A 24,230-nucleotide genomic window follows, 5' to 3' on the forward strand; every position below is an offset into this window, starting at 1 on the left:
TTGTCTATAAGTGTAATCAGCACCAACTGAACGTAATTCAAACTCGGATAATTTAGATTTTGGAATATCAGAAGACGTTATAACCCCTTTCCCCTTAAAACCTTGGACATCTAAGAATTTCGCATATAAATCTTTAATTGGAATAATATTTCCTTGCTAATCCTTATAAGTATAAGTTCGAGTGTAACCAATGAAATCAGTATGATTTTCAGCACGTCGAGTTAAGTTTTTAATAATTACATGAGTCTCAACAGGTTTACTGCTAAATGTAGCGTAAAGTTTGGTTTCTTCAGGTAGCGTATACTCAAATTTAGCAGTTGTCTCAATACTACCGATACCGTAAATACTAGATAAAACACTATCTGAACGAGGTGTGATGGTGTAACTATACACAGTGTTTGGAGTTAGTTCCACAATACGAGCAGGATACCCGATATTCACACGATTTGTTTCATATTTATCTGTAATTCCAATTCGATCAGGTACCTTAATAAATGTTTCTGTAACTTCCTCAGTAGTTGGTTTCGATACTGCATTATACAAACCTTGAGAATCAGTTAAATCCAATTCATTCGCTTTCAAGTAATGAAGTTCCCCATTACTTGATGTAATTGGACTAACTGACGCTTCTTTCGAGACATCTTCATTAATATCTCGACTATTTACCTGAGAAACTAATCTAGCTTTTACTTTGATATAATTAGCATTAATAAAAGTATTTTTAAACTCATCAATCTTAACTCTATCCGCTTTCACTTGTTCTTGTTCAGCTTTTGCAGACTCTAAATCACGAATTTGAGCATCTACTTTTTCTTCAGCAGTTGCGCGTAAATGTGTAACCTCAGAAGAACTATTTGCAACACCTACATTTTCAGTGGGTGTTTCTGTAACCTTAACCCCTAAAGCTTTTACTTCTTCAACTTTAGCTTTTAACTCGGTTTCTTTTACCGTATGTGTTGTACTCGTTTCATACTCACTTTGAACCACAGTTTCGCTAGGAGGAGTCTGTGCTGCATTAAGAGGTGTACTTGAATTTGGTTGTTCGTCAGCGCTTACAATCCCATTTAAAAATAAACTCCCTAAAGCAGTCGTTAGGATAATGCCACTTAACAAACCTAACTTAGTTTTACGGAGATAGCCATGACCTTTTTCTTGTTTTACTGCTTTATGCAATAGAAACACCAACTTTCATTTATTTGTATTGTTAATATTATTACATAATTAACTAAAAAAGTAAAGGTATCAACTCAAGAATTAAATACAATAAATTTATAAAAACTTCCTAACTACTGTACTAGAATTTTCTAAAATTCAAAAAACAATATCAGAACGGATTGATACTGATACAAAACAAAAAAACAAAATGACTCTTTATACATCTATGGTAGGATTCAAGACAGATTATTTATTTCTTAATCGATATATAAAAGGAATCCTGATTAAACTGTCTTTAAAACTTAAGAAATCAAGGATATGATAAAAGGAATGGATATCAGTATATCTATTTTTACCATCTCAAAAGTAGATCCAGAGAATATAACTGTTCTCTTATGATGAGACTTTGGAGGCAACCATTCTGTCTTGTTTTATGAAAGAATAGCTTAACCTTTTACTTAAAATATTCAGCTAAAAAAAGAGAGAACGATTTTGTTCTCTCGAAATCCTTATTTTTCATTTACTATAAGAGTAAAGTATTTATAGATTTACTCCCACTCAACTGTTGCAGGTGGTTTACTTGTAATATCATAGACGATGCGGTTAACGTGGTCCACTTCGTTTACGATACGTACAGAAATCTTTTGAAGGACATCCCAAGGAATCTTTGCAAAGTCAGCTGTCATACCATCGATAGAGGTGATAGCACGGATTGCAATCGTGTAGTCATATGTACGACCGTCACCCATAACACCGACTGAACGAACGCCTGTGTTCACTGTGAAGTATTGCCAGATATCGCGGTCAAGACCTGCTTTAGCAATTTCCTCACGAAGGATAGCGTCTGATTCACGAACGGTTTCAAGTTTCTCTTCAGTGATTTCACCCATGACACGGATAGCAAGTCCTGGTCCTGGGAATGGTTGGCGCCATACGATATGGTCTGGCATACCAAGCTCTGTACCAAGGGCACGAACTTCGTCTTTATAGAGAGTGTTCAATGGTTCGATCAGTTCAAACTGCATGTCTTCTGGAAGACCACCCACGTTGTGGTGTGACTTGATTGTCTGAGCGGTATCCGTACCAGACTCGATAACGTCTGTATAAAGAGTTCCTTGAGCAAGGAATTTCACATCTTTGAGCTTGCTTGCTTCGTCATCGAATACATATACAAACTCATTACCGATGATTTTACGTTTTTGTTCAGGGTCAGAAACGCCAGCAAGTTTATCAAGGAAACGTTTAGCAGCGTCTGCTTTGACGATATTCAAACCAAACTTACCACCAAGCATTTCCATAACTTGATCCGCTTCTCCTTTACGAAGAAGACCGTGGTCTACGAAGATACAGATCAATTGATCGCCAATAGCCTTTTGGAGAAGAACTCCAACGACAGATGAGTCCACCCCACCTGATAGACCAAGAAGGACACGTTTATCACCGACGGTTTCACGGATTTTTTGGATTTGCATATCGATGAAGTTATCCATTGTCCAGTCGCCTTTAGCTTTACAGATGTTAAGAGCAAAGTTACGAAGGATATCATTTCCGTATACAGAATGACGAACTTCTGGGTGGAATTGGATACCGTAAATGTGTTTATCTGGGTTTTCAATGGCTGCATAAGGGCAGTCAGCTGATGTTCCAGTACGAACAAAGTCAGAAGGAATCTCAGTAACCGCATCACCATGGCTCATCAAAACAGTCTGCTCGTCTGGTGTTGATTCAAAAAGAGCTGATGGTGTGTGAGTAAGAGTTGATTGACCATATTCACGATTTCCAGCATCACCTGCAGGGACAACTTTTCCTCCAAGTTTATGGGTCAATAACTGCATACCATAACAGATTCCCAAAATTGGAATTCCGAGTTCGAAGATTTCTGGGTCAATATCAAATGAACCATCTTCGTATACAGAGTTTGGACCACCTGATAGGATAATTCCTACAGGATTGATTTCACGAACTTCAGCAGCTGAAATTTTATGGCTCTTTAGTTCTGAAAAAACACCAATCTCACGGATACGGCGTGAAATCAGCTGGTTGTATTGGCTACCATAGTCCAATACGATGATTTTTTCTACATCTTGCAAATCAGTTGAAATGTTGCTCATCTTTTTCCTTTCTCAAAAGAAATATCTTTTTTTCAATATTCTATCACAAATAAGGGCGAATTACCAACTAAACAAGGCGAAGTTTGACTTTTTCTAGTTTATTGGGGTACAATAGAGAAAAGATAGAAATGAAGTGAAAAATATGCTACCCGCTTATATGAAAATCCATGATCAGATTAAAAAGGATATTGACGAACATCGTTGGGCCATTGGTGAGAGACTTCCCAGTGAAAGAGATTTAGCAGAGCAGTTTGAGGTCAGTCGCATGACCCTCCGCCAAGCTATTTCCCTCTTGGTCGAAGAAGGAGTTTTAGAGCGCCGTGTAGGAAGTGGCACCTTTGTATCCAGTACACGTGTACAAGAAAAGATGCGAGGGACAACCAGTTTTACTGAAATTGTTAAGTCCCAAGGTAAAGTACCCTCTAGCCAACTCATTTCCTACAGAAAAACCATTCCCAATGAACAGGAAGTTGCCAAGCTAGGAATTTCTCCAACGGAGAATATTATCCGAATGGAACGGGTTCGCTATGCCGACCAAGTTCCTCTAGTTTATGAAGTTGCTTCTATTCCTGAAAAATTCATTAAGGACTTTAAAAAAGAAGAAATCACCAGTCATTTCTTTCAAACTCTGCAAAAACACGGCTACCGTATTGGTAAATCACAGCAGACTATTTATGCTCGTCTTGCTAAGGAAAAAATTGCCCACTATTTGGAAGTTGAAAAAGGACATGCTATTCTAGGTTTGACTCAGGTTTCCTACCTAGAAGATGGTACTGCATTTGAATACGTAAAAAGTCAGTATGTAGGCGAACGCTTTGAATTTTATCTTGAAAATAATTAGATTACCACGCAAAAACTCTCTGTCACGGACGACAAAGAGTCTTTTTATTTTTCTAAGACTAAATCTTTCAACGAAATCAGAGTTACAGCAAACAATATCATTGCCATGCCAAGAAAATCAATAGGATAAAATTGTTCATTCATAATTAGGAAGGCAAAGAAAACTGCCGAAATTGGCTCAATAGAAGCCAACAAGCTTGACTTGACCGGTCCAATCAGACTGGCTCCTTTTAAGAAGGCTGTATAGGCAAAGACAGTACCGATAAGGATAATGCCCTCAAATGCAAGGAGAAAATCAAGACTAGTTGGGATAGCAGTCTGTAGAACCCCTGTAAAAGGAAGGGCGACTAAACCTGCTATGACCATTCCCACACCAATGAGCAAACTGCTCCCCCACTTCTTAATCAAGGCTATGGGCAAAATGATATACAGTGCGTAAGTCAGAGCAGAAAAGAGACCCCAGAACAGGCCTGCAGGTGTCATGGATAACTGGTCCAACTGCCCATGAGTTGCAATCAGGAAGGTCCCTCCAATGGCTAATATGATGGAAACTATCTCTCCCAGTGTCGGTGCCACCTTATCCTTGATACAGCTATAAATCAAAATCCCGACAGGACAAACATACTGAAGCACCGTCGCGGTTCCTGCATTGGTCTCCTGAATAGCAGTTAGATAGGCAAATTGATTGAGGAAGAGACCAATTAGAGCAAAAATGAGAAGAGACAGTAAACTCTTTCTATCATTTAAAAAGGCCAGCATTCTATCCTTTGCAGTAGCATAAGTCAAGACCATGAGAATCCCACCAGCGATTAAAAGACGCAAGTTGGTCAAAACCAGAGCCGAAATTCCGTGTGCCATCAGGTATTGGCCACTCGTTCCTGACAAGCCCCAAGCAATCCCAGCCACAACTGTTAATAGAGTCCCTTTTAAACTGTTTGACATGTCTCTCCTTACTCTTCTTTGCGAATCAAGTCCATCACTTGATTGCGGTCTACAATCCATTGAGCCCTCTCATCCTTTTCATAGGTACGATTCGATAGGAAAATAGCCGCTTCTTGCTTCTGGCGATTCCACATGATAAAGGTACCTGTATAGCCCGTATGGTCTAGCCAATCTCCTTCCAAATTCCAGGCCAAAGAACGTTCCTTGTCATCCAAAGGAGAAAAATTTTGACTCAAATCTCTTGCAAAATCATCTGATAAATAGTGTTCTAAAAAGATTTGTAGATCCTTTACAGTCGAAAATAAACCAGCACTACCAGCATGTCTGCCCAGGAGACGAGCCTTGGGATCATGTACCACACCTGCCTCGACACCTCTAACTGTTGGAACAGCAAGCTCAACAGGCCCAAACTGGGTATCCGCCATTCCCCAAGGTTTCCAGACTTGTTCTTGTAAAATCACATCCAAGTCTTGATTAAAGATTCTTTCCAAGATAAAACCTAACAGCAAAAAATGGACATCCGAATAAAGAAAGGCTGGCTGACTTCGTCTCTTAAGATGAAACATCGCTTCCTTTAATTCAGGTGCTGTTAAAAGATCACGATTGGGAATAAAAGGATCAAGGTCTGTAGCGTGAGTCAAGAGCTGGCGAATAGTGATGTCTGGATAATCACTCTCTGGTAAAAAATCTGTTACCGGTCTGTCAATATCTAATTGACCTTTTTCCCACAAGAAGGTAAAAACAGTGCCAACTCCAACAACCTTGCTAACACTGGCTAGGTCGTAAACTAGTCCTGCCTCAGTATCCAAGCCATGTTCTGGGTCACTATGTCCTACATAGATCTCCGTCCATTGATTGTCCTTAAAATACGCAAAAGAGGCTCCGGGATAAATCCCTGCCTCGATTTGTTCTTCTATTTTTTTAATAATCTTGGTCCACTTCATACTTCTTCAAACCACAATTCAACATTATTTCTATCTTTACCAAGGAAGAATTTTTCAGACTTAGGAATAAAATATTCTGTAGACTCAAACTTCTGGCGAAGACTTGCTATATCTAGTTCATTGACCAAGAACTTGAGCATAGATAAGTCCCAAGTAGCCGTATTGTCCACAGTCAAATCTTGACCCTGAGCTGGGATAAAATCAAGTGACACCCCAATTTCAGATACTTCCAAGAAACTTTCGATATCAGTTGGAAAATGTAATTCCATAGAAATCTCAAATTTACTTAAAGAAATTGACTCCAGATCTGTTTGAAACTCAGGTTTTTCTCCTACTTCTACTAGATTTTCTCTGTCATCTTCCGCATGAATCAAAACCAAATCAGCTTCTGGAGAGTAAATTTCAAAAGCGTAGCCATTTTGACCTTTATATAATTGATGAATCGAATCCGTTTTAGATAAGAGTCCTTCAATTTCCAAGGGATTTTCCACCTTGATAATCAATCTAGCTAGCTTCTTTCTTCCCTCTACCTTACGGGTACGCATGCTGGGAGCTTCTTCTAAAACTAGCCTTTCAAGACCTGTTTGATCCCCTAGTGATAGAAAGGCTGACTCCTCTAACAAGGCCTTCATGCCAAGGGTTTCAATATAAAATGTTTCATTTAATTTTCTATTATTAACTTTTAAAGTAGGAATAATCCGTACAATTTGATTTACATTCATAAATTCCTCCATCACTTTTTATTTTATAGGATTTTAGAATTTTTTACAAGATATTATGCTCAAATTTACCGATTTTTCGTAAAATTGCATCTAAAAAACCGAGGATTTCCCCGGTTTCAATTTCTTATAGGTAAAGGAATTTGAAGATAGCTACTGCCGCAATTGCTGCTGCAATCGGTGCTACTACTGGTACCCAAGAATACCACCATTTTGAATCACCTTTGTGCTCACCAAGAACTGATTTTGGAAGGAAAGCATGAAGGAGACGTGGTCCCAAGTCACGGGCTGGGTTCAAGGCAGGCCCTGTAGGTCCACCAAGTGATGTTACCAAGGCCATAACAAGGAATCCAAGTGCCAAGTGAGCAATTCCAAGACCAGAAGTCATAAATGGCGCTACTTGTTCTTTAGCTTGGTCAAGTGCTGCTGTTACTTGTTCTTGAGGAATTGTTTGACCTTGAGTAGTTGCTTGTGCAACTTGAGCATTGATAGCAGCTTGTGCTTTTGATACTAGTTCAGCACCAAAGAAGTTTTTAGTCATACCAAGGGCTGCAAAGAAAAGAACAAATGAACCAACAAACTCATTTACAAAACCATTAATAGTTGACGCAAAATGTGATTCTTTTGTACCATTATCCAAACTTGAAATTGTTGAGAAAGTACCCAAGATGTTGTTTGGATTTTCAGTTTTCAAGTAGTATGGGCGGTGTGTTGCCACAACCAAGGCTTGACCAAAGATAGCACCCAAAACTTGTGCGATGATATAAGGCGCAACTTGTGCCCAAGGGAAGAGACCGCTGATCGCAAGTCCAAGAGTGAAGGCTGGGTTGATGTGGTTTCCAGATACGTTACCAAACATCAAGGCTGGGATCATAACCCCCATACCGTAACCAACAGCGATAACGATCCAGCCACTTTGGTGACCTTTCGTACCTTTAAGTTCAACGTTGGCAACTGCACCATTTCCAAGAATGACCAAAATAGCAGTTCCCAAAAATTCAGTGGCATATTTAATTGCCCATGTGAAATCCATTTGATAGATTCTCCTTAAAATTTTTTAGACAATCCTTATTCTATCAATTTTTATATCTTTTAGCAACAGGTTTTCTAAAAGAATATATAAGAAAGCGGTTTTATTTCTCTTGTTAAAACAAAAGGATTAAGGTGGTGCATTTCCTTAATCCGAGAGTTCTTATTCTTGACGTTGTCCGAAATCTGCAATCATCTGCTCCATTTCTTGTCGACTCAGAGTTGTCAGCATATAAAGGTAATCTCCTTGAAGTTCCGCGAAGGCTGCTGGCATGATTTTTTTAACCTTGAACTGCTGGCTATATTTGGCAAGCAAATCCTCTTCTGAATAGACATAATGAGCATTTGCACGGCGAGAAGTAGCCAAACAATACTGAGGGGCAAACTCTGATGCAGGAAACTCTTCTCCCGCAACAATAGCTGCATAACCACGATAGAGGTCCAAAGAGTGAGCAAAGTTATAAACATCAATTGTAAAACCACCTGCAGGACGGTTATTGTACTCAATGGCAATGTAATCGTCCCCTTCGCGGAAGAACTCGATATGGAAGAACCGTTCTTTCATACCAAATTCTTTGACGATAGCCTCACCATATTTACGTAATTTGGGATCCATATCCTTAAGAACATAGTAGGAATTGTCCATCTTATACATCATGAGATCAAGCGGTGTATAGGCGTAGTCAAAGGTTGTTGAAAAGACAATCTTACCATCCTTGTCCACAAGCCCATCAAAGGTACAGATTTCGCTGGAAGTGACAAATTTTTCAAAGAAATAAACAGTTGAATGATCCCATTCGGCCTTGAAGTGATTGATATCGTCTTCAGTCTCAAGTTTAAAGGTTGCGGCTGCCCCAACTCCATTATCAGGTTTGGCAATCATTGGAAGACCGATTTCTTTCACTGCTTGATCCACATCTGCTTCCGTCTTAATAACAGCTCCAGGGACTACAGGGACACCAGCTTTTTTGAAGAGTTTCTTCATTTCAGACTTATATTTTGTCTTTTTGAGATCCTCTGGTTTGGCACCAAAGACATTGAATTGTTCTCTGAGTGCTGCGTCCAGCTCAAGCCAGTATTCATTATGAGATTCGATGCGATCAATTGGGCCATGCTTATAAAAGAGAAAAGCAACTGCACGTTTGACTTCGTCTGTGTTCTCAAGATTATCAACACGGAAATATTCTGTCAGGCTATTACGTAAAGGTTCATCCAATTGCTCGTAAGGCTCTTGACCAATTCCCAAGACGGTAATACCTTTATTGGCTAGTTCGATGGTAAACTGTTGAAAGTTTTGTGGATAGTAGGGAGAAATAACAAGGTAATTCATAGGTCACTCCTTTTATAAATAGAGATTGCCGAGGAAATAAGGCATTTGTTTGCGCCACCATTCCCAGTCGTGGGCGACATCGTGTCCCCATTCAGCAAACCAGGCTGGAATTTGTTTCTGGTCAAAGGCTTCTTTAAGCTTGTAGAAAGATGGTAGACCGTCTTGTTCCCAGGCTCCAAGACCCGTACACAGCACAATCTCTGCCTGACGGTAACGGTCAATAAACCAGCCGTCATTCTGATTCCAGATATAATCTACTGGCGAGTTTTGATAAATAGCATCGTCATTGTAGTAATCGCCAACAAAGAAACGTGCGTCGTAAACACCACTAAGAGCAATCACCTTGGTAAAGACATCTGGATGTTGGAGAAAAAAGTTGACTGCATGGTAGGCGCCCATCGAGCAACCTGTCGTCATCATACCATCAAACCAACCTGTCTTATGCTTGATAAAAGGAATGGCCTCATCAATCACATAGCGCTCGTAGGCACGGTGCATCTCTGCTTGGTCGTGACCATTTTTCCAAGTGGCCAACCAGCTCTCACTGTCTACACTGGATAGGGTAAAAAACTGGACACGGCCTTCCTCGATAAAGGAAGCACAAGCATCAATCATGCCAAAATCATAGTATTCATTGTGACTACCACCTGATGAAGCAAAGACCACAACTGGAATCCCAGCATGTCCATAACGATTAAGATACATTTCACGGTTAAGATTGCCACTCCAGTGGCTAAGGTTTTCAATATGCATTTGATTTCTCCTTTTCTAACTTACCATTTCTCTGCAAAAAATCTCAGACAGTCTGGTAAATTCTCCGACCAAGGGATTTCACTATGGATGGCACCAGACTGAACTTTCAAGACAAGATTATCTAAGTGCACCCCACCTGATATCAAATCATGGTAATACCGAAGAGACGAATCGATATAGGCTTGTTTGATATTACCAGCCATCAGGGTCTTGTCCGTATCATCTGCTTCTTCAGTTCCAACATAGATAAAGATACGCTGGTCAGACGATAGTTTCTTGCGTTCAATATAGCGATTAAAGGCTTCTTGATGGAGCCAGTTGGCAGATGAAAAGGCCCCTAAACAGCCAATTTGGTCTTGGTATTCCAAACCGATAAACTGGGTAATATTGCCGCCTAGTGAGGAACCAATCATAGCCGTATGCTGGCGGTCAGATTTGGTACGGTAGGTCTCATCGATAAAAGGTTTGACCACCTCCATGACAAACTCGGCATACTCCACACCCTTACCACCAAACTGCTGCCCTGGGATAGGAGATTCTTGGAACTTCCAAGCCGCATACTCATTCATCCGCCCCATACCATCATTGTCAATGGCAACGACAATCATGCGACTGATGTCAGGATTACGCTTAATAGCTGGGATAATCTTCCATGAATGGCCAATGAAGGACTCTTTACTATAAAAAACATTTTGCCCGTCATGAAAGTAAACAACAGGATAGGAACGATCCGTGTCTTTCTCATAATCTTTAGGCAGAAGAACACGTACACGGCGTTCCTTACCTGTATAAGGAACCTTGAGTTTGTGTTCTTTCATTTTTAAATAAAAGTAGGATTGATTCATTGTCAGAAAACTCTCTATATTCAAAATTTTATTTTATTATATCACAATTATAGAAAAAAAGTTAGTTTTGCTTCCATTTTTGGAATTAAAAACTAACTTTTTCATTTATTTTTCTAAATTCTTCTGGATTTTCTGATTAGAGCAAATTATCAATCAAGTCATCCACTTCATCTTTTTCAGCCTGCGGTGTAATCTCAGTAATCATGATTCCAGCCACAGCTCGCTCTACTAATCCTTCAACATCCATACGCGCTTCGTACTGCTCCGCATTCTTAATCTTAGGATTTGTTTTCGGACGATCTGGCGCAAAAATGGTACAACAGTCTTCAAAAGGCTGGATAGAAATTTCAAAGGTGTCAATTTCCTGAGCAATGTCAATAATTTCCAACTTATCCATTGTCACAACTGGACGGATGATGGGAGTGTTGGTAACCGCATTGATAGCCTGCATGCTCTCCAAGGTTTGGCTGGCTACTTGACCTAGGCTTTCCCCATTTATGATAACTAAACCATTTCGTACCTCACGAATACGATCTGTAATCCGCATCATAAAGCGACGAGTTAGAGTCATTAAGTAAGCTTCGGGCGCTTTGGCCTTGATTTCCTCTTGAATCTCTGTAAAAGGAACTTCGATAAACTGGATATTTCCACCAAACTTGGTCAATTTACGGGTCAAATCTTGGGCTTTCTTGAGAGCGCCTGGACTAGTATAAGGTGGGCTGGCAAAGTGAACGGCCTCTATATCTACCCCTCGTTTAAGCGCTAGATAGCCAGCTACAGGGGAATCGATTCCTCCTGACAACATGAGCATGCCTTTACCTGAAGTTCCAACTGGCAAACCACCAGCCCCACGAATGGTTTCATAAGAAAGATAGGCTGCTTCTTCACGTATCTCCACCTGAAGATTGATGTCAGGACTTTTCATTTGAGCTTGCACATTTGGAATAGCTTCAAAAACAGCACCTCCAAGGGTTTGATTGAGTTCACGACTATCCAACTCAAAGTTGTGGTCGCTACGCTTGCTAGAAATTTTAAAGGTCATGCCATCCTTGTAGATGTCCTGCATAATCTCTTGGACAGAAGACTTCAGAACTTCTACAGATTTTTCAACCTTATAAACAGGGGAAAAGTTTTGAATTCCAAAAACTTGTTTAAGCGATTCTGCTACTGCTGTATAATCTGCTCCATTGAGGTAAGCGTGGGCACGGTCACGATCTGCCGTTACCTTAACTTGGGGATAGATAGACAAAACGTCTGAAATATTATTGCGAAGTTTATTGATGAAACGCATACGGTTTTTGCCCTTGGTTGACAGCTCACCGTAGCGAATCATAATTTCTGAATACTGCATGAATGCTCCTATCTTACTTTTCTAGTTTGATTGTAAATCAATTTTAACTTGGTCAAGAACTGCTCGACCTGACTCATATCATTTTCAAGGTCTAGGCTAAGACGCACAGCTGACTGAGCCTTATCTTTATCTACTCCCATGGCAATCAGGGTTCCGGCTGGTTTCCCTGCCTTGGACGAACAAGCAGAGGTCGTTGAGATAAAAATATCATAGTCTTCAAAGGCGTGAACGATGACTTCACCACGAACACCCTTGATTCCAAAAGTCAGAATATGAGGGGCAAAGTCTTCCTCATCTGAAAAGACAGAAATATCTGGATAGTCCAGAAGTGCTTGGCGAATCACTGCCTTCATCTGACCAGTCTTGCTAGTAAAGATATCTAGCTTTTCCATAGACAAGCGGAGAGCCTTGGCTGTCGCTGCAATTCCTGCCATATTTTCAGTTGTCGAACGGTAATCACGTTCCTGACCACCACCTGTTAAAAGAGGCGTAATCTTCTTGCCAGACTTGATATAGACAAATCCAACACCTCGAACTCCGTGAAACTTGTGACTAGAGAAAGTCGCAGAATCCACTCGTTCTGTCAGATACTTTTCAGTCGGAATCTTGGCAAGTGCCTGAACCGCATCAACGTGGAAGGAAATAGTTGGCTTGTCTGCCAATAGTTCTGAAATAGCTTGAATAGGTTGAATCGAGCCGATTTCATTGTTCACAGCCATGACGGAAACGAGAGTCGTATCAGGTCTTATCAAATCTGATAACGCTTCAACATCTACAAATCCTTTGTTATCAACTGGAGCAAAATCTACTTCAAATCCTTGACTTTTCAACCAAAGGGCTGACTCTTTGACTGCCGGATGTTCAATGGCTGATACAATGATGTGCTTTCCAAACTGAGCCTTTTCAAAGGCCACACCCTTGATAACCCAGTTATCTCCTTCTGTCCCACCAGAAGTAAAGAAGATTTCCTCACTTTTCTTACCGATTAAATCTGCAATTTGCTGACGAGAAGCATCTAAGATTCGTGTTGCCTGATCTCCCAAACGATGGAGACTAGATGGATTTCCTAAAATTTTTGAAGCGACCTGCATATAAGTTTCAAGGGCTTCAGGATAGGGCTTGGTCGTCGCCGAATTATCAAAGTAAATCATGTTTTCTCACGCTTTCTAAAATCACTCCTTCTATTGTATCATGAAACGGAGTCTGCGACAAGAAAGGGCAATTCCTCTTTTTTTAAGATTTTTTTAAAGAAATGCGGTATAATAAATTTTAATTAAAGGAGAGAATATATGTCTAATTATCGTAGAACTTCAAAACCAAAAACAGAACACATCAAAAAAGGCTTTACGGTCTTTCAAAAAACTGTTGCCACTATCGGTAGTATCCTTGGCTTAATTACTGCAAGTATCACTATCATGAACGCCTTGGATAATAATAAAAATACTAAAAAAGAACCTACGACAAGCCAGACGACAACAATTGTCAAAGAAATTCAAAAGGAATCCCCTCAGGAAAACACTAGTCCCAATAAGGAAAATAACACTTCTCAAGAAAAAACACAGCAAGAGGAAACACCAAAATCTAGCGTCAAGGAAGAGAAAAAAGAAGAGCAGAAAGCAGCAACTCAGGATTCTTCTACTCCTACTCCAAGTAAACCTGCCACTGATAATGAAAAACAGTCCAATAATACTCCAACTTCGGAAAATAAAACTAATCAATAATCACTAAAATAGCCTCCTTCCAAGCTTGGAAAGAAGCTATTTTTTTATTGTTGTAAAACTTTTCTTGGTTTGGTACCTTCAGCTGGGCCAATGACACCTGCCATCTCAAGTTCTTCCATAAGGCGGGTCGCACGGTTAAATCCAACTGATAAACGACGCTGAATCATAGATGCGCTGGCTTTCTGGGTCTCAATGACCAAAGCCTTGGCTTCTTCAAAGAGCGGGTCACCACCAGATTCACCATCTGAAAATTCACCTTCATTTTCAGAAACCTCACCTGGATCAAAACTCTCATCGTAGTCCGCATCAGCCTGAGCCTTGATGAAGTTTACGATACGTTCGACATCATCATCCGAGATAAAGGAGCCTTGGAGACGAACTGGATGATTTTCATCGATTGGTTTAAAGAGCATATCTCCACGTCCAAGCAGTTTCTCAGCTCCATTTTCATCTAAAATAGTACGGGAGTCTGTTCCTGATGAAACTGCGAAAGCGACACGAGATGGGACATTGGCCTTGATCAGACCAGAAATGACGTCAACGGATGGACGCTGGGTTGCAAGAATCATGTGGATACCTGCAGCACGCGCCTTCTGTCCGAGACGAATGATAGCATCTTCCACTTCCTTGCTGGCTACCATCATAAGGTCAGCCAACTCATCCACAATTACAACAATGAGTGGTAGCGGAACCTGCTTGTACTCAGACTGAGCATTAAACTCTTCTACCTTGGCATTAAAACCTGCAATATTCCGAACTCCCACCTTGGCAAAGAGTTCATAACGATTTTCCATTTCATCCACGACCTTTTGCAAAGCCTTGCTAGCCTTACGTGGATTGGTCACAACTGGAATCAAGAGGTGGGGAATATCATTGTAAACAGACAACTCAACCATCTTAGGGTCCACCATCATAAACTTGACCTGGTCGGGTCTTGCTTTCATCAGAATGCTAGCGATAATGCCGTTAACCGCTACTGACTTCCCTGAACCCGTTGAACCTGCAACTAGCAAGTGGGGCATCTTGGAAAGGTCAAAAGCTCTTGCGGTGCCATTAACTGCCTTTCCTAGAGGAATTTCTAAGAGATTTTCTGCTTTCGTTTGAGATTGTTCCCATAGTTCGCGGAAGGATACCGTCGCAATCTCAGAGTTAGGAACCTCAATCCCGACTAAGGATTTACCAGGTATTGGAGCCTCAATCCGGACATCCTTGGCTGCCAAGGCTAGAGCGAGGTCATCTGCTAGATTGGAAATGCGGTTAACCCGTACACCGACTGCTGGCTTGACTTCATACTTGGTCACTGACGGCCCAATTTCAGCCCGTTCAACCGTTACCTTAATACCAAAACTAGCAAAAGTTTCTTCTAGGATTTTGATGTTTTCACGAACGATTTTCTTCTCTTTCGACTGGTCTTTTGGTTTATCTGGGGCAAAGAGTTGTAAGCTTGGAAGTTTGTATTCAAGGGCTTCCTTTGCTGAAAAATCGACCTGAACATCTTCGACATCAGAGCCATCTCCCTGTTCAGTGAATTCAAGTTCAGCTTGAGGCAAGATGATCTCTGGTTCTACCCACTCTTCTTCTGGAACAGGTGGAACGTCAAGCACAACATCTTCTGTAAGAATTTCACCCGTTTCCATATCAACAGGAGGCATATCGAGTAAGGCTTTTTCAGCCTCTTCTTTTTCTAATCTAGCCTCTTCCTCAGCCTTTTGGCGAGCTTTTTCTTCTTGTTTGACAAAACGTTCCTCTTTTCGACGCTCATGCCCTTCCCGCCATTTGGCAAAGCCTTTACTGCAAAATTCAGCAATATCGTAAACAGACCAAGGACTGACTAGGAGGGCACCCACTAAAATCAAGATAGAACCAATAAAGTAAGTACCGATATTTGAGAAGAGAAAGGCTGTTGGCACATAGAGTCCAACACCAATCAAGCCTCCACCAGCAAAACTGGTCGTTCGAAAACCAGTCAGATCCGTCACAACCTGAGCCATAGTCCCTTTTAAAACCGACTTGTCCAAACCATATTTCCAAACTAAGTAGGCCTCAAAAATCAAGAGTAAGCCAGCAAATATGGTGAAAAAACCTGATAAGAGTCCTTCCTGTTTTCGTATCCACTTGAAGAAGAGGTAGAGCAGGATACCAAATATTGCCAGATAAGCTAGGCTACCCACCAGCAAGCGAATGAAATTGTAAAGGGTTATACCTGCAGCCCCTAATTTGAAGGCTGCGAAAATCAATAAAAGGGCGATTCCTAACGAAATCAACATTCGTTGAATCGCTTCTTTTCTTTCGAGTTCTGCTTTAGACGGTCTCCGTCTTGTTTTACTTGTATTCTTGTTTGCCATTCTTCTATTATACCATATTTCACAGGCATTTCGGAAAGAGAAAAAGACTGCACCAAACGGTCCAATCTTTTCATTTTTCTATTTTTTATGCTTGTGGTTTGCGTAGGTAACCATAGACCACACCACTTACGATTGCTCCTACCAAGACAGCAACGAGGTAAAGAAGAGCATTTGAAGTGAGGGCGATCACGAAGATTCCTCCGTGTGGCGCCATGAGTTTGATACCAGTAAGACCAACGAGGCCACCTGCTACTGCTGAACCAAGGATAAAGCTTGGGATAGCACGAGCTGGGTCAGCTGCACCAAACGGAATCGCTCCCTCAGTGATAAATGACAAGCCCATGATGATGTTTGTCAAACCAGAGTTGCGTTCTTCTTTAGTAAATTTATCTTTGAAAAGAAGCGTTGCGACAAAGATTGCAAGTGGTGGCACCATTCCTCCAGCCATAACTGCTGCCATGGCTACAGAACCACCTGAAGAAACAGTCGCTGCAAGCGTACCTGTACCGAAGACATAAGCCGCTTTATTAACTGGTCCACCCATGTCAACAGCCATCATTCCTCCAAGGACGATACCAAGAAGGACAGCTGAACCTCCTCCAAGACCGCCTAGGAAGTCATTCATAGCAGTGTTGATTGCTGCCATTGGGATGTTAACTGCTAACATGACAAATCCAGTCAAAATTGTCCCAAGAAGTGGCAAGAGAAGGATTGACTTAGCACCTTCAAGTGAACGAGGAACTTTAACGTATTTCTTGATAGCAAGAACCAAGGCACCTGCGATAAATCCACCAACAAGGGCACCTAGGAAACCAGATGAGACACCTGCAAGAGTTGAAGTTGCTTCACCACCTGCGGCATAAGGAATTTTACCAAAGGCAAAACCTTCTTTTGCTATAGCACCAGCCACGAAACCTGCTACCAAACCTGGTTTTTCAGCAATAGAGTAGGCAACATAACCTGCAAAGACTGGGAGCATCAAACCAAAGGCTGCACCACCAATTTTCATAAACATAGAAGCTAACTCATGGTAGGAACCAAGATTGCCAAGGTTTTCATTTGGAACACCCAAAGCACCATCAATCAAGAAGGCAAGGGCAATCATGATACCCCCACCGATAACGAATGGCAACATTTGAGATACACCACTCATCAAGTGTTTGTAGAAGGCACCACCAAGGCTTTGTTTTTCGTTAGAGGCTGTTGCAGCTTTGGCTCCATTAGCAGCACGGTAGACTTCAGCATCTCCTGAAAGAGCCAAGTTAATCAATTCTTCTGTTTTACGGATACCGTCAGCAACTGGACGATTAATCAATGGTTTGCCATCGAAACGATCCATTTCAACTGCCTTGTCTGCCGCGATGATAACAGCTTTAGCATTGCGGATGTCTTCAGCAGTTAGTTGGTTTCCAACACCGCTAGCACCGTTGGTTTCGACCTTGATGCCAACACCCATTTCAACAGCAACTTTTTGAAGGGCTTCTTGGGCCGTGTAAGTGTGAGCAATACCGGTCGTACAAGCTGTAACAGCTACGATAAAGTCACCAGAGTCATTGGCAGGTGCTTGAACAGGATCCTCAGCTTTTTCTGACGCTTGGTCAAAAAGTTCGATAACTTGGTCAGCTGATTGTGCTTGACGAAGTTTGTCAGCAAAACCGTCTTTCATCAAGTATTGAGACAATTCTGCCAAGGCTGCTAAGTGAGTGTCATTAGCACCTTCTGGAGCCGCAATCATAAAGAAGAGGTCAGTTGCTTGCCCATCCAAACTCTCATAATCAACACCCTTGTTTGACTTAGCAAAGAGAACAGTCGCTTCTTTGACAGCAGCATTTTTGCTATGAGGCATTGCGATTCCATCACCCAAACCTGTAGAAGTCAAAGCTTCACGCGCTAAAATTCCTTCTTTAAAGGTTTCAAAATCTGTCACATAACCGTGGTCTGTCAAACTTTTAATCATCTCTTCAATGACAGCTGTTTTTTCAGTCGCCTGTAAATCCAGCAACATGACATCTTTTCTCAATAGGTCTTGAATTTTCATCGTTTTTCTACCTCAACTTTTTCATATGTTTCTTTAATAAATTCTGCTGTTGCCAAGTCATCCGAGAAAGTAGTTGCTGTTCCACAAGCTACTCCCCATTTGAAGGCTTCTACTGCATCTTTTGATTTGACAAATTCACCAGTAAATCCAGCAACCATAGAATCACCAGCTCCAACTGAATTTTTGACTGTTCCCTTGATTGGTTTAGCAAAGTAAGCTCCCTCAGATGTTACCAGAAGGGCACCGTCGCCAGCCATAGAGATAATGACGTTTTGAGCACCTTTAGCCAGTAACTCACGAGCGTATTTCTCAATTTCATCTAAACTTTCGAGTTTAACCCCAAAAATCGCTCCAAGTTCATGATTGTTTGGTTTGACCAAAAGTGGCTGGTAGTCCAAACTATCAATCAAGGTCTGTCCTTCAAAATCGCAAACTACTTGCGCACCAGTCTGACGGGTCAAGGCAATCAAATCCTTATAGATAACATTGCCTAGATTTTTAGCACTTGAACCAGCAAACACGACCGTATCATCTGCAGTCAGATTCGATAAAATAGCTTTCAACTCTTCTAGCTGAGCTGGTTCAACAGATGGACCCGTTCCGTTGATTTCTGTTTCTTGGTCTGCTTTAATTTTAACATTGATACGAGTATCCTCTGCCACTTGGACAAAACGTGTCTCGATTTCTTCATCAGCCAAAGTATCTGTGATAAATTTACCAGTAAAGCCTCCGATAAATCCCGTCGCTGTATTTGGAATATCCAAACGTTTCAAGACACGACTGACATTGATTCCTTTCCCACCAGCAAACTTATCATCACTGTCCATACGATTGACACTACCGACTTGGACTTGGTCCAGACGGACAATATAGTCAATGGATGGATTGAGTGTGACTGTATAAATCATACTTCTATTACCTCCGTTTTCTCCTTAATAACCTGCAAGAGCTCATGCCCTTGACTTGTGATAACAATAGCGCGTTTGAGTGGTGCTACCTTAGCAAAGCAAGTTTGTCCAATTTTAGACGAATCCGCCAAGACATAGGTCTGTTTAGCATTCTCTAAAATAGCACGCTTAACAGCTCCCTCCTCCATATCGGGAGTCGTATAATAGCCATCGTCCACACCATTCATCCCGATAAAAGCACGGTCAAAGTGCAATTGGTTAATCTGGTTAAGAGCAACGCCCCCTATGCTTGCATCTGTCGCCATCTTAACACTACCTCCAACCATGACCGTTGGAATCTGCTTTTCAACCAACTGAGCGGCATGGTGAATCGAATTAGTCACAACAGTAATATTCTTATTAACCAATTCATGAATCAAAAAGGCAGTTGTTGTTCCAGCATCGATAAAGATGACATCTTGTTCCTTGATGAGAGAGGCAGCTTTCTGAGCAAGTAACTTCTTCTCTTGAAGGTTTTTGACAGATTTTTCTTGAATGGTTTCTTCTTCCTGCAAGGAGTGGGGTAATTCTGCTCCACCATGCACGCGACGAAGCTTGTTTTCCGCTTCTAACTCATCCAAATCTCTTCGAACCGTTGATTCTGATGTTTCTAGCAAACTAACTAATTTTTCTAAAGAAACTACATGATGTTGATTTAACTCCTCTAAAATCAGCTGTTTACGCTCTGTTTTTAACACTGAATCACCTCCTGTTATCGTTTACACTATTCATTCTATCACACTACATTTCAAAGTCAAGCATTTTTTGTCATTTTCTTTCAAAATCTATCATTTTTCTTATTTCCAGAATTTTTATTGCAAGATAAGAGCCTTTATGGTAGACTATTTGAGTAAGCATTGGAAGATTACTCAAGAGGCTTAAGAGGCCGTGTTGGAAACGCGGTAGGCGTGTAACAGCGTGCGTGGGTTCGAATCCCATGTCTTCCGTAGAAAAGAAAAATTATTTCTAGGATGCAACAAATGTTGTATCCTTTTTGTATCCCTTTTTTAATAATAGGGTCTGTTTTAGGGTCTGCCTTTTTCGCAAAAGAATACCAAGGAATACCAAAGACAAAAATAAAAAACGTTGATTTAACAACGTTTTACCAAGTTTTGCAAAAGAATGCAAAGGAATAATGGAGCCGGTGGGAGTCGAACCCACGTCCAAACATCTGCTAACATATTTGTCTACAACCATAGGTTATGTATTCGTTTAACAGTCCCTCGACACATAACTCAAGCCTAGAAACCGCGAGTCTATCAATCTCTTATCAAGCCGCTAGACAAGACTTGATCGTATCTCGCTAATCATAAGACCTGTCATTGAACACGAGCAATCCAAATCGGGTCACGCCTGCTGGTTTTTAGGCAGCTAGAGCGTAAGAAGTGTTATTTTTTGCAGTTATATTTAACTGAGCGTTTACGTCGCCACACGAGTCGCAAAATATGCCTCATAATGCCTGTCGAATCCGTAACGACCCCAAAAGACAATAGAACCATTATAACCTATCTTCATGAAAAATGCAAAATCAAGCCACCTCTTTAGAAAAGAACCCCTTTTAAGGCTTCCGATAAGACTTGATAACCGGCTACACTTAGATGGAGGCCATCTGTTGTATAGTCTTTTTTGAGTTGTCCTTCTGTATCTGTCAAACTATCATAAACAGGCACAAAATCTACTTGCATATAAGCGGATGCTAGAGCCTCATAGGCTTGATTCCATTCTCTAATCTTTTCATTGGTTCGGATATAAACGGTCTGCTTGTATTTCTCTCCCTCATTGACTGGCAAAATGGAAAGTAATTTAATCTCGGTCAGTGGATAATCACGAGCAATGGATTGTATGATAGCTTCGAGATTATTGAGAGCCTCATTCACAGGCACATCTTTTCCGATATCATTTGTCCCAATTAAAAGGACAATTTTATCTACTGCTCCACCGTACAGATGCGCATCAAGGTTCTCTAGTAACAGCCCTGTCTGATACCCTCGAATGCCTCGATTGACAATCGTCTTCGAAGTCCCAAATAGTTCCTGCAGAGGATAATATTCGACAATGGAATCCCCAATAAAAAGAATGTCTGGCTCTAGAACAGAAACCTGATTTAAGTGACGATACTTGGTTTGGATTTTTTCTTGTTCCTTTAGTAACCAATTTTCTAATAACTGTACTGCCACTTCATTCTCCTTTTTCTAACCAGTTTTCCAAGACTTGATAAACTCCTCCTTGGCTGTTAGCCGGTGCTAGAGCCGTCGCAACAGCTTTGGCTTTGTCATCAGCATTTTCCATCGCATAGGCAATTCCAGCTATTTCAAGCATTTCAACATCATTTTCACTATCACCAAAAGCCATAATTTGTTGGGGGTTCAAGTTCCAACGCTTGAGTAATTCTTCCAAGCCCCATGCTTTATGAATCCCAGCTTGAAGGATATCAATGCAACCATAGCCACTCGATACAGCTCGGACACGGCCATCAAAGAGAGCATTGATTTCTTCCAAAACCGAATTCAAACGTTCCTCACCAACAACCATACTCATCTTGAGCACACCACCAAAGAGGTCAGAGGTTAATTCATCCACAAACTGCATCCGTTGGTAGAATTTTTCAATCATTTCTGGAGTCATAAAACTTTCAAGGTCTGTAAAAATAGTACCTTCCTTGACGAAACCACCCTTCATCCCCGTTACAACAAACTGGTCCTGACACGCTCGACCCTTGAAATGAGCCAAAGCCTTGTCAACAATGGCATCATCCCAAGTCTGAGCCTGAATCAATTCATTGTTTTCAAAAATACGAGCACCGTTAGCAACAACCAGAACCACTCGATCGACCAAGTGCTCCAGTAGTTGCCTCATGCGGTGAATTTCATTGCCCGTCGCGATGACAAAACGAATCCCCCTTTGATCCAACTGATCTAAAATCTTTTCCAAGCGTGGAAGATCAAGCTGACCTCTAGCATCCAGCAAGGTCCCATCCATATCTGTCGCAATTACTTTAATCGTCATTTCATTTCCTCTGGATTCAAACTAATCCCACTTCAATCCCACATGTTCGTTCATTTCTTTGTAGGCTGTATCAATTCGTTCCTTAGTCGCTTCGTCTAACTGGTCACGATGACTACCACCCTCGATAAAATCTTCTAAGATATAGGTTTGGTAATGATATAAAGGATAGCCTTCTGGTGAAAAGGTTCCCTTTGGTGTTCGATTGACCCAAGTAGGATGAGCTTTAGCTGTTCCGATAGTTGTTTTTCCATCCTTCTTCTTAATGGTCACGTCCATAAGAACACCACGTTCAGTCCACTTAGCATTCTCTTCATCTCCCATAGATTCAATCCGTTGATTGGAAATGAAGTTCCCCATTGAATAGATAATGAGTTTCTTTTCTCCATCTTTTTCAACCGTTTCAGATGGTTCCACAACGTGAGGATGCCCTCCAAAGATAATATCCGCTCCCCAATCAATCATCTTGTGATAAAGAACTTTTTGTTCTTCAGTTGGTTCCAATCGATACTCAACACCCATCTGAGGCATGATAATGGTGATATCCGCTTCCTTTTCCGCTCGTTCAATTTCAGCCTTCATCTTATCTTCGTTTAAATCTGAAAGATAACGATTATAATCCTCTTGAGAAATATTTTGCTCAATTCCATTAAATCCATAAGAATAAGCCAAAAGTGCAACCTTGATACCATTCACTTCCTTAATGACCAGCGGAGCCTGATCACGTGGCTCGTGCGTATAAACTCCGATTGGAGTGATTCCAGCCTTCTCAATAATATCGGCCGTTGAAATAACCCCCTCAATTTGCGAATCCAAAATGTGATTATGAGCCAAATCTAGAACATGATAACCTGCATCCTTAATGGCATCCATAACTTCAGCAGGAGCATTAAAGAGAGGATAACCTGCTAAATAATGATCCTTATTAATGGTTCCTTCAAAGTCACCAATAGCTAAGTCTGCTTGCTTAAGCCAAGGAGTAACATACTCAAAATTCTCATGAAAATCATACGTTCCATCATCCTTTTTTGCTGAAAAGTAAAGAATATCATGATAAAGCAAATCACCATGAGCCATAATTCTAGCAGTTTTTTCGTCTTCCTGGTCCTGAGACTTTTTCTTAGTTCCTTCTTGAGAAATAGTATCTCGTTTTTGACTGGTCATAGGCATGCCTTGGAAGCTTTCAAACAACAAGACCAAACCCATTGATAAAGCAACAGCTAGCAAGAGTATCGCCACAAATCCCTTGTTGCTCCACTTACGATAACGTCTAAAAAAGTTGACTAAACCTTTCACAAAACGAAAAACTGGTCCACGTTTATGTCTATCTTGTCTTCTTTTCATCTTCATTCTCCCTACTTTCTAATGCAAGCCTTCTCTTTTTATTATATCACAGATAAGTAATTCTTTCACAATTGAATTGAACCTAGTAGGCATTTTCTATAAAAGCTCGATGCCGTAATGCTTTCAATCCTTGTCATTTTGTGATATAATGTAGAAGTAATGAAAGGAGAGAAAATGTCTGCTATAGAACGTATTACAAAAGCTGCTCACTTAATTGATATGAACGATATTATCCGCGAGGGGAATCCGACTCTTCGCGCAGTTGCTGAGGAAGTTACTTTCCCCTTGTCTGACCAGGAAATCATTCTTGGCGAAAAGATGATGCAATTCCTCAAACATTCCCAAGATCCTGTCATGGCTGAAAAGATGGGGCTCCGCGGTGGGGTTGGACTTGCTGCTCCTCAATTGGATATCTCAAAACGCATTATCGCTGTTTTGGTACCTAATATTGTTGAAGAAGGAGAAACTCCACAGGAAGCCTACGACTTACAAGCCATTATGTATAATCCAAAAATCGTCTCTCACTCTGTTCAAGACGCTGCTCTTGGCGAAGGAGAAGGTTGCCTATCTGTTGACCGTAATGTGCCTGGTTATGTAGTTCGCCATGCTCGCGTTACTGTTGACTACTTTGACAAGGATGGCGAAAAACACCGCATCAAACTTAAAGGCTATAACTCCATCGTTGTTCAGCATGAAATTGACCACATTAACGGAATCATGTTTTACGATCGTATCAATGAAAAAGTCCCATTTGCAGTTAAAGATGGTTTACTAATTCTAGAATAAAGAAAATCCCGTTGCAAGACGGGGTTT

Annotated in this window: 21 protein-coding genes, 1 tRNA gene and 1 other RNA gene; 4 read left to right on the forward strand and 19 right to left on the reverse strand. The window is 41.0% G+C overall.

Annotated features, from left to right (window positions below):
• Window positions 1-156: 156 nt before the first annotated feature.
• Complete coding sequence (locus STYK_RS06910) at window positions 157-1,173, reverse strand: hypothetical protein (RefSeq protein ID WP_261804764.1); 1,017 nt, start codon at window positions 1,171-1,173, stop codon at window positions 157-159.
• A 530-nt stretch (window positions 1,174-1,703) separates the two neighbouring features.
• Window positions 1,704-3,266, reverse strand: a complete 1,563-nt coding sequence (gene guaA, locus STYK_RS06915) for a glutamine-hydrolyzing GMP synthase (RefSeq protein WP_023946981.1) — start codon at window positions 3,264-3,266, stop codon at window positions 1,704-1,706.
• Between the two features lie 142 nt (window positions 3,267-3,408).
• Here guaA and STYK_RS06920 point away from each other — a divergent pair, with 142 nt between their 5' ends.
• Entirely contained in the window at window positions 3,409-4,107 is a 699-nt protein-coding gene (locus STYK_RS06920; protein WP_000936192.1) for a GntR family transcriptional regulator, read from the forward strand.
• Between the two features lie 44 nt (window positions 4,108-4,151).
• Here the strand turns inward: STYK_RS06920 and STYK_RS06925 are convergent, their stop codons facing one another.
• The 9 genes from STYK_RS06925 to STYK_RS06965 form a co-directional block, all read right to left on the reverse strand.
• Complete coding sequence (locus tag STYK_RS06925; protein ID WP_049499452.1) at window positions 4,152-5,048, reverse strand: DMT family transporter; 897 nt, start codon at window positions 5,046-5,048, stop codon at window positions 4,152-4,154.
• Window positions 5,049-5,056: 8 nt separating this feature from the next.
• Window positions 5,057-5,992 carry a serine hydrolase domain-containing protein gene (locus STYK_RS06930; protein ID WP_261099685.1) on the reverse strand — a complete coding sequence of 312 codons (936 nt, stop codon included), beginning with the start codon at window positions 5,990-5,992 and terminating at the stop codon, window positions 5,057-5,059.
• The gene (locus STYK_RS06935; RefSeq protein WP_261056338.1) at window positions 5,989-6,714 is read right to left on the reverse strand and encodes a CppA family protein; all 726 of its coding nucleotides are present in this window, start codon (window positions 6,712-6,714) and stop codon (window positions 5,989-5,991) included. Before STYK_RS06935 ends, STYK_RS06930 begins: the two co-directional genes overlap by 4 nt.
• Window positions 6,715-6,838: 124 nt before the next feature.
• The gene (gene gla / locus STYK_RS06940) at window positions 6,839-7,744 is read right to left on the reverse strand and encodes an aquaglyceroporin Gla (protein WP_049499457.1); all 906 of its coding nucleotides are present in this window, start codon (window positions 7,742-7,744) and stop codon (window positions 6,839-6,841) included.
• Window positions 7,745-7,903: 159 nt separating this feature from the next.
• Window positions 7,904-9,070, reverse strand: a complete 1,167-nt coding sequence (locus tag STYK_RS06945; protein ID WP_261804765.1) for an ATP-grasp domain-containing protein — start codon at window positions 9,068-9,070, stop codon at window positions 7,904-7,906.
• A gap of 12 nt (window positions 9,071-9,082) precedes the next feature.
• Window positions 9,083-9,823, reverse strand: a complete 741-nt coding sequence (locus STYK_RS06950) for an esterase family protein (protein WP_033687156.1) — start codon at window positions 9,821-9,823, stop codon at window positions 9,083-9,085.
• Window positions 9,824-9,843: 20 nt separating this feature from the next.
• Window positions 9,844-10,668 (reverse strand): alpha/beta hydrolase, encoded by an 825-nt coding sequence (locus STYK_RS06955; RefSeq protein WP_261804766.1) that lies wholly within the window; start codon window positions 10,666-10,668, stop codon window positions 9,844-9,846.
• 136 nt (window positions 10,669-10,804) lie between these two features.
• Window positions 10,805-12,019, reverse strand: a complete 1,215-nt coding sequence (gene thiI, locus STYK_RS06960; protein WP_261018000.1) for a tRNA uracil 4-sulfurtransferase ThiI — start codon at window positions 12,017-12,019, stop codon at window positions 10,805-10,807.
• A gap of 8 nt (window positions 12,020-12,027) precedes the next feature.
• Entirely contained in the window at window positions 12,028-13,170 is a 1,143-nt protein-coding gene (locus STYK_RS06965) for a cysteine desulfurase family protein (RefSeq protein ID WP_261804767.1), read from the reverse strand.
• Window positions 13,171-13,308: 138 nt separating this feature from the next.
• On the opposite strand from STYK_RS06965, the gene STYK_RS06970 reads away from it, so the two are divergent.
• Entirely contained in the window at window positions 13,309-13,740 is a 432-nt protein-coding gene (locus STYK_RS06970) for a DUF6556 family protein (protein WP_033685211.1), read from the forward strand.
• Window positions 13,741-13,784: 44 nt separating this feature from the next.
• Here the strand turns inward: STYK_RS06970 and STYK_RS06975 are convergent, their stop codons facing one another.
• The 4 genes from STYK_RS06975 to STYK_RS06990 form a co-directional block, all read right to left on the reverse strand.
• Window positions 13,785-16,085: a DNA translocase FtsK gene (locus STYK_RS06975; protein ID WP_315972263.1), complete on the reverse strand. Its 2,301-nt coding sequence runs from the start codon at window positions 16,083-16,085 to the stop codon at window positions 13,785-13,787.
• Between the two features lie 85 nt (window positions 16,086-16,170).
• Window positions 16,171-18,123 carry a fructose-specific PTS transporter subunit EIIC gene (locus tag STYK_RS06980; protein WP_261804768.1) on the reverse strand — a complete coding sequence of 651 codons (1,953 nt, stop codon included), beginning with the start codon at window positions 18,121-18,123 and terminating at the stop codon, window positions 16,171-16,173.
• A complete protein-coding gene (gene pfkB / locus STYK_RS06985; protein ID WP_261804769.1) occupies window positions 18,120-19,031 on the reverse strand; it encodes a 1-phosphofructokinase in 912 nt (303 codons plus the stop codon). Before pfkB ends, STYK_RS06980 begins: the two co-directional genes overlap by 4 nt.
• A complete protein-coding gene (locus STYK_RS06990) occupies window positions 19,028-19,768 on the reverse strand; it encodes a DeoR/GlpR family DNA-binding transcription regulator (RefSeq protein WP_261804770.1) in 741 nt (246 codons plus the stop codon). Before STYK_RS06990 ends, pfkB begins: the two co-directional genes overlap by 4 nt.
• Window positions 19,769-19,929: 161 nt before the next feature.
• Here STYK_RS06990 and STYK_RS06995 point away from each other — a divergent pair.
• Window positions 19,930-20,017 (forward strand) — tRNA-Ser (locus STYK_RS06995).
• Between the two features lie 186 nt (window positions 20,018-20,203).
• On the opposite strand, the gene ssrA is transcribed toward STYK_RS06995, so the two are convergent.
• The 4 genes from ssrA to STYK_RS07015 form a co-directional block, all read right to left on the reverse strand.
• Window positions 20,204-20,551, reverse strand: a transfer-messenger RNA (tmRNA) gene (gene ssrA / locus STYK_RS07000).
• A 60-nt stretch (window positions 20,552-20,611) separates the two neighbouring features.
• Window positions 20,612-21,247 (reverse strand): SGNH/GDSL hydrolase family protein, encoded by a 636-nt coding sequence (locus tag STYK_RS07005; RefSeq protein ID WP_261804771.1) that lies wholly within the window; start codon window positions 21,245-21,247, stop codon window positions 20,612-20,614.
• 1 nt (window position 21,248) lies between these two features.
• The gene (locus STYK_RS07010; RefSeq protein WP_261804772.1) at window positions 21,249-22,076 is read right to left on the reverse strand and encodes an HAD family hydrolase; all 828 of its coding nucleotides are present in this window, start codon (window positions 22,074-22,076) and stop codon (window positions 21,249-21,251) included.
• Window positions 22,077-22,097: 21 nt separating this feature from the next.
• Window positions 22,098-23,417 carry a CapA family protein gene (locus tag STYK_RS07015; protein WP_315972264.1) on the reverse strand — a complete coding sequence of 440 codons (1,320 nt, stop codon included), beginning with the start codon at window positions 23,415-23,417 and terminating at the stop codon, window positions 22,098-22,100.
• 174 nt (window positions 23,418-23,591) lie between these two features.
• On the opposite strand from STYK_RS07015, the gene def reads away from it, so the two are divergent.
• Window positions 23,592-24,203: a peptide deformylase gene (def, locus tag STYK_RS07020; RefSeq protein ID WP_261804773.1), complete on the forward strand. Its 612-nt coding sequence runs from the start codon at window positions 23,592-23,594 to the stop codon at window positions 24,201-24,203.
• Window positions 24,204-24,230 lie beyond the last annotated feature (27 nt).

It is taken from the genome of Streptococcus toyakuensis, from assembly GCF_024346585.1.
GTDB lineage: Bacteria > Bacillota > Bacilli > Lactobacillales > Streptococcaceae > Streptococcus > Streptococcus toyakuensis.